This window comes from Bradyrhizobium sp. 22, from assembly GCF_000482425.1.
In the GTDB taxonomy this organism is placed as follows: domain Bacteria; phylum Pseudomonadota; class Alphaproteobacteria; order Rhizobiales; family Xanthobacteraceae; genus Bradyrhizobium; species Bradyrhizobium japonicum_B.
In genome coordinates this window covers 4119087-4125086 of sequence record NZ_KI519399.1, presented here as the reverse complement: position 1 = coordinate 4125086, position 6000 = coordinate 4119087, and the positions used below count along the sequence as shown (strand labels likewise).

The 6000-nt window shown below is 62.7% G+C and carries 7 protein-coding genes; 6 read left to right on the top strand and 1 reads right to left on the bottom strand.

What is annotated here, in order from left to right:
- The 6 genes from K410_RS40805 to K410_RS0120975 all read left to right on the top strand — a co-directional run.
- Positions 1-279, top strand: a 279-nt coding sequence (locus K410_RS40805; RefSeq protein WP_210164237.1) for a hypothetical protein, incomplete at its 5' end; no start/stop codon positions are given.
- A 118-nt stretch (positions 280-397) separates the two neighbouring features.
- Positions 398-1510, top strand: coding sequence for a phosphotransferase family protein (locus tag K410_RS0120995; protein WP_196236029.1), 1113 nt, complete (start codon positions 398-400; stop codon positions 1508-1510).
- Positions 1507-2505: a T3SS effector HopA1 family protein gene (locus K410_RS40460; protein ID WP_196236028.1), complete on the top strand. Its 999-nt coding sequence runs from the start codon at positions 1507-1509 to the stop codon at positions 2503-2505. The genes K410_RS0120995 and K410_RS40460 overlap by 4 nt, the downstream gene beginning before the upstream one ends.
- Positions 2495-3742 (top strand): lanthionine synthetase LanC family protein, encoded by a 1248-nt coding sequence (locus K410_RS0120985; protein ID WP_028136694.1) that lies wholly within the window; start codon positions 2495-2497, stop codon positions 3740-3742. The genes K410_RS40460 and K410_RS0120985 overlap by 11 nt, the downstream gene beginning before the upstream one ends.
- A gap of 18 nt (positions 3743-3760) precedes the next feature.
- Positions 3761-4360 carry a papain-like cysteine protease family protein gene (locus K410_RS0120980; RefSeq protein WP_028136693.1) on the top strand — a complete coding sequence of 200 codons (600 nt, stop codon included), beginning with the start codon at positions 3761-3763 and terminating at the stop codon, positions 4358-4360.
- 35 nt (positions 4361-4395) lie between these two features.
- A complete protein-coding gene (locus tag K410_RS0120975) occupies positions 4396-5022 on the top strand; it encodes a hypothetical protein (protein ID WP_028136692.1) in 627 nt (208 codons plus the stop codon).
- Positions 5023-5123: 101 nt separating this feature from the next.
- Here the strand turns inward: K410_RS0120975 and K410_RS37095 are convergent, their stop codons facing one another.
- A complete protein-coding gene (locus tag K410_RS37095; protein WP_049820141.1) occupies positions 5124-5879 on the bottom strand; it encodes a hypothetical protein in 756 nt (251 codons plus the stop codon).
- Between the last annotated feature and the right edge of the window lie 121 nt (positions 5880-6000).

Genomic DNA, 6000 nt, shown 5'->3' with positions numbered 1-6000 from the left:
ATCGGCACGCAGGGTCTTGTCTGCGGCGCGCCCGGTGGCATCGGCACGCAAGGGCTGGTCTGCGGCGCGCCCGGTGGAATTGGTACGCAAGGTCTGGTTTGCGGCGCGCCTGGCGGCTCGTTCTTGCCCCCGGGTTCGCTGACCTATGGTTGCTTCCCGACGTCGTGGCCGATTTGTCAGGCGCCCGGCGGCATCGGCACGCAGGGTCTCGTCTGCGGCGCGCCCGGCTATCCACCGGAGATGGAGACCCATCTCTTCATATGCGGACCGAGGGGATAGCCACCCCTCTAGGGACACCTGTCCTGACCAAGCAATGGCAAGAGAGCGGCGGCACCGGCTGCATCTCTCTTGCCAGCCGACCGGGTCTATGTGGTCTTTGCTGCGAGCGAGTCCGAACGTGATCAGTTCGCCTTTCATTGCCAGCTATCTTGTACAGCACAAGCTGATAGAGCCTGGATCGGTTGTTGCCGGGCTGCTCGAGATCGCGCCCCTGCCGGGCCGAAATTATAACTACCTGGTGCGTGATCGAACGCGCGGCCTCATCCTCAAGCAGGGCATTTGGCTCGAGGAGAACCGAAAGGCGTTTCAGGTCGAACGGAGTTTCTACCGCGAGATCGCGCCGCTCCTGCGGTCCGAACTCCAGGCACAGATTCCGCGTGCCTTGCTCATCGACGATCAGGAGGAGGCGCTGGCGGTGGAGTTCGTGCCTGACTCCGTGACGATGTTCCAGGCCTTGCAGGCCTTTCCCACGCAAGCAGCAACCGTGGGTCGCCGTCTCGGAGAGTTCTTGGGACGTTTGCACGATGCGACCGCCGCACTTGAATCATGCAAGGCGGGGCTCTCTCACGACGCGCCCTGGGCGCTCAAGCTGCATCGGCCCGGCGCCGCGAGCTTTCGCCTGGTCTCACCCGGGAGCTATCAATGTCTCAAGGCCCTGCAGCGCCACGGCGAACTCTGCGCCGGAATGCAGCGTCTACATGACGATTGGCGAGCCGAATGCGTCATACATGGCGACATCAAGTCTGACAATCTGCTCTTTAGCGTGGCTTCGCATGGCGCGACCCGGGCGCTCGACCGGCTGTCCGTCGTCGACTGGGAGCTCTGCCAGATCGGTGATCCCGCGTGGGACATCGCGGGCTTTCTCCAGGGCATCTTACTCTACTGGATATTTTCATTTCCGATCGTCGCGGCCCCAAGCCTCGATCGATTGGCCCCATTGGCGAGCGTGCCGCTGATCACCCAGCGTGCAGCCGTGATCGAGTTCATGCGGGCCTATGCCGATGCTCGCGGTACGGCCTCGTCGCGCGAGGCGTTCGAACGCGCCTTCGCGCTGTCTGGTGCGCGCCTCGTCCAATTCGCGGTCGAGTATGCCCAGCATCAACACGAGCAACACGCGCTTCAGCATTGCGAGATGGCGCTCCAGGTGGCGGAGCGCGCGATCTGCATTCCGGGCTGGGTCAGGCATGCCTTGCTGGAAGCAACGGCGACAGCTTCGATGAGAGTTCAATGACCCCGCAAGTCCACGCCGCTGTCTTCTATTGTGTCGATGCGATCAATGTCACGGGTCTCAACGAATACACGGCGTTTGGGCAGAAGCGAACCCTGGCTCCGGGCGTTGCCGGGCCATCGCCGGGGGCTGGGGTAGGTGAGGGCGATGCCATCGTGGGTGTGATCGCCGATGAGATATACCGGCGCATCTATGCGCGGTTGCAGTTCGCCCGTCACTCGGGATCGCGCGGCGAGCGCGTGCCGTTCGCGGCGCGTCTGTCCGCCGCGAACAGCAGCAGGCGAGGCTGGGAGCCGGGTTGGTCGGTGCTGACGCGAATGGGGAACGTGTCTGTCCTGCATCGGGACGGACTGCAGATCCATGTATCCACATCGGAAATGTTCCCTGACCCGGACATCGAAGGAGTGCACAGGCACTATCAGATCGATGTCGGCAAGGAGCTCTTCAACCTGATTCCCGGCTGGTACGTCGCACTCGGCGAAACGCCGGATCCTTTCGACGAGCCGGACATCACGACGCGTGTGTACTTCAACGTCGGCGCGGCGGCGGGCGCCGAACTGGTGGAGCGCTGCTGCGCACTACTGAACAGCTGCGCAATTCCCTTCCGCCTCAAGGTCCCCGACGATCCCGGCTCGTATGGGCGAACCGACGCAGCCGTCCTCTATCTGCGGAAGCGCATCTATCGCGCCAGCCATGACGTGCTGCGGAGACTGTTCGACTCCGTCAAGACTCGAGAGGGGATTCCGGCCTTCGCCAGGAAGATGGCCCGTGGGATCGCGGTCGCAGAGGATCCGGCAGACGGCAGCAGCTTCGGACAGAACCGCTCGCGGCTCGTCGCCCGTGGGCTTTGGCGTGCCTTCGTGGCGCAGGCGGAAGGCCGCGAGTCGAAGCTTCGGTACGTCATCGGAGAATTTCAGCGCGCAGGCTTGGATTGTGCGCGGCCCCATCTTGGTCCGCGCTCTGAGGACATCTACGAAAGCACGCGCCATGGACCCTAAGACCAGCACGTGTCTCGAGGCGGTCCGGCGCATTGCAGACATGCTGTGCGCAACGGCGATCTGGGACCGAGACAACCGCTCCTGCAACTGGATCGGTGCCAGCCCGCTGGCCAGTGTTCCAACACTGCGTCCATTGGGGTTCGATCTTTACAACGGGCTCGGAGGGGTCGCACTGTTTCTCGCGGCCGCGCATGCGGCCTTTGGTCGGCCCCAATATGCCGAAACCAGCATCGGCGCCTTGCGCGCGGCTCATCTCCAAGCCCATTCCGTGCCCGTCTCGCCTTCCGATCTGTCTATCTTCGAAGGCCGTTTCGGGCTGCATTTTGTGACCGGCCTGATCGGGCGCATGCTGGATGCCCCCGCACCGAGCATTGCCCTGCCGGACGTCCTTCATCTGCTTGCGCAGGGAACCGGCCGGCCGCATTCGCTCGATGTGATGGCCGGAAGCGCCGGTACGATCCTCGGGCTGTTGAATTTTGAGCCGCATGGCTTCCGGATGCATCTGGCTGCGTTGGCCTCGAGGCTTGGAGAGGAAATCCTCGGTCAGGCCGAAGCTCGCGGCGGAGGATTCGCCTGGCCTCCGAGGACTATCAATGGTGCCGTGAGCGGTACCGTGCCGCTGTGCGGTCTCTCCCATGGAGCCTCGGGAATGGCCGTGTCGCTGTTGCGGTTGTTTGAGCGATCGGGCCGCGCGGAGTTCCTCGCGGGCGCTCGCTCGGCGTTCAGATACGAGGAACAGGCGTTCGACCCGCAACTCGGCAGCTGGCCCGATCTTCGTGCGGCTACTGCGGCGCAAAGAGGTTTCGACGCGTGGTGCCACGGCGCCGGCGGAATTGCGATCGCGCGGTTGCAGGCAATGCGCAGCGACATCTTGCTGAGGGATCACCATCGGTCGGTTGCGATCACCGCTCTGGAGAGAACCCACGAGGCGTTGTGTGAATCGATCGACAGTCCCCAGCGCGACGAGGGGCTCTGTCACGGAACGATCGGGCTCGCCGAGATATGCCGCATCGGTGGCCGGATGCTCTCGGTCCCGACCTTTTCGCCGAAGGTGGATCAGGCTGCCGCGACCGTCGCGGAAGGGATCATCGACATGGGCGAGTTCCGGGACTGGCCGGGCGATGTCGTGGCCCGGCCGGGGCTCATGCTCGGCATTTCCGGCGTCGGCTATGGGCTCCTGTCGCTCAGTGGAATGAGGCTGCCCTCGGTTGTGACCTTGTTTGAATCGTTTGCATAGCAATTTTGGGAGGTTCTAATGGCGGTCTATATTGCGCCCGGCAATGGCACTGAAATCACGAGCGCACCTGGCGCGGCGCCGATCGAGTCCTTGGGTATTGCCTACGTCTCGCAGCGTCCCCAAGCCAATTGGTGTTGGGCAGCCTGCACGGTCATGGTCGCCAGCCATCTCGGCGTGATGGACCAGGATCTGGCTGGACCGCCGACGATGTGCCACTTGGCCAGCATCGCTCACAACATCCCGAATTGTTGCGTAGACCCCTCGGCTTGCGACATGGGGGCCTGGCCCGAGATCGCGTATTCGCATCTGAGCATCAACGTCAATCCCGACATACCGTCTCCGCCGGTCAACAGCGAGAGAGTGCTGACCCTGGACGAGATACGTCAGCAAATCTTGACCAACCGTCGTCCCGTGGAGGTGATGTACAAGTGGAGCACCCATGGCGCACATGTTGTGCTCATCACCGGCGTCTACGGTGACGGGACGCTCGAAGTTTTCGATCCCTGGTTCGGTATCGAATCTCCCGTCTCCTACGACTACGTCAGGGGCGGCCGGGGTATGGGCCGATGGGCCGGCACCTACTCTGATTTCCAGATTGCGCCCGCCGCGGGCGCCTGAAGGATCCATTTGCCTCGGACACGGAGCATTGAGTCATGGCTTACACCGTCGAATTGACCGACCAGCAGAAGAAAGTCGTTGCTCAGCAGATTGGCGCGAAGTTGGGGGCGGCTGCGGTCTCCAAGGCGCCCGGTGCGGCCCCGCCGGTGCACGAAATCACCGAGACGTTCCCCGTCTGGATCGTCGACGATCGCATCAGCTCGGCTCCGGGAGGTGCGTCAAATCTGCTCCGCGCAGGTGCGCGGGATACAGGTAGCTTTCATCACAACGTTTGCGTGGCGAGCAATGCGCCCGGCGCAGCGCCCGGGAGCACGCAAGTGGTGGCATCCGCGCGCTCGATCGTGCATGGACCGGGCGGAATCCCGAAGATCGAAGCCATCACCACGCCGCCACCCGGCAATAATCTGCCGCGGTGGATACGCAATGCGGCCTATTGGATTGACAAAAACGCTGTGGGCAATCCTCTGATCCGCCTGTTGGTGATCCCGTCGAAATACGTCCACTGCTTCTGGCTGTCCTATCCTGACAAGGACTGTGTGGTCGTCGTCGACATGCCCGCAAGCTTCACACACCTGCATTACCAGCGCATCTACGACAGTGACGAGTTCTTCGGTCTCCTGCAGAAGGAGCCGGTGGTCCAGGGGCTCGGGCCGCCGGGCTAGTTTCGCGCGCGATAGGATCAGAACGACGCGGCATCGCGCTTTGGCAATTGCCCGAGCATGATCTTGTCGGAAAAGCGCTACGCACTTTTCCGGATCATGCTTTAGTCGGCGCGACCGCCTTCGGCGAACGTCGCCACGCTGACCGAGCGTTTAATCCTGCCGATGTCGACCTTCGCGGCCGCCTTCAGGGAAAGCTGCGCCAGCCCCGTGGCCTTATTGATCTCCGTCCACCCGAGGATGCTTTGTTGGGGGGTGTGGATGTCGACGAAGGTCCCGAATGACGGCTCAAGGTAAATCCTCACCGCGCCGTTGACGAGGGTCGGAGAAGAATAGCCTGTGAGCACGACAGTTGGAGCCGCCGGCTGCGCGGCGCCCGGTGCTCCCCCGCCGAGTGCCTTCGGGACGAACCGTACGCCGATGACGATATCATTTCCGGTTGCCCTGGCGGCGCCTGCAATACGTCCCAGGATCAGCGCATTGCCGTCGACGACCGCGTCGTCCAGCGCTTCTCCCATGACGCGGGCGCTGCCGCGTACATCTGCCCGGCCGTAGACGCGCCCCGTGACTTGAGCGTGTTCGCCTACGACGGCGGAATCGAAGACCTGTCCGTTGATCCGGCAATCGCCGCTGACGGATGCCTGACCAAAAACCTGGCCATACACCTGCGCGTTATCCGTTATCCTGGCGTCTCCAAAGGCTTCCGAGTCATTGTGAAGCCAGCAAGTTCCGCTTTGGCTCAAGTTCGCTTCGTTCTGCACGTAGCCTCCGCGCGTGCCGTCGCTGCGAACGATGCGTGAGAGGAGAACGCCGTTACGGTTGCGTCTATCGGTGAGGTCCAGAGAATATTTGGATTGCATGACAAAACCCCATGTTCATGTGAATATTTGTCAAACTGGATCGGCAATGTGGAGCGCGCGGATTTATGTCGCGCATGGCATCGCGCCTTGCGCGCCTCCGACAACTTTAACGAGAACTGCG

Excerpts from the sequence above, each read along its gene's own strand:
- K410_RS37095 (WP_049820141.1), bottom strand. The coding sequence starts at position 5,879 with ATGCAATCCAAATATTCTCTGGACCTCACCGATAGACGCAACCGTAAC.
- K410_RS40460 (WP_196236028.1), top strand. The coding sequence starts at position 1,507 with ATGACCCCGCAAGTCCACGCCGCTGTCTTCTATTGTGTCGATGCGATC.
- K410_RS0120975 (WP_028136692.1), top strand. The coding sequence starts at position 4,396 with ATGGCTTACACCGTCGAATTGACCGACCAGCAGAAGAAAGTCGTTGCT.
- K410_RS0120985 (WP_028136694.1), top strand. The coding sequence starts at position 2,495 with ATGGACCCTAAGACCAGCACGTGTCTCGAGGCGGTCCGGCGCATTGCA.
- K410_RS0120980 (WP_028136693.1), top strand. The coding sequence starts at position 3,761 with ATGGCGGTCTATATTGCGCCCGGCAATGGCACTGAAATCACGAGCGCA.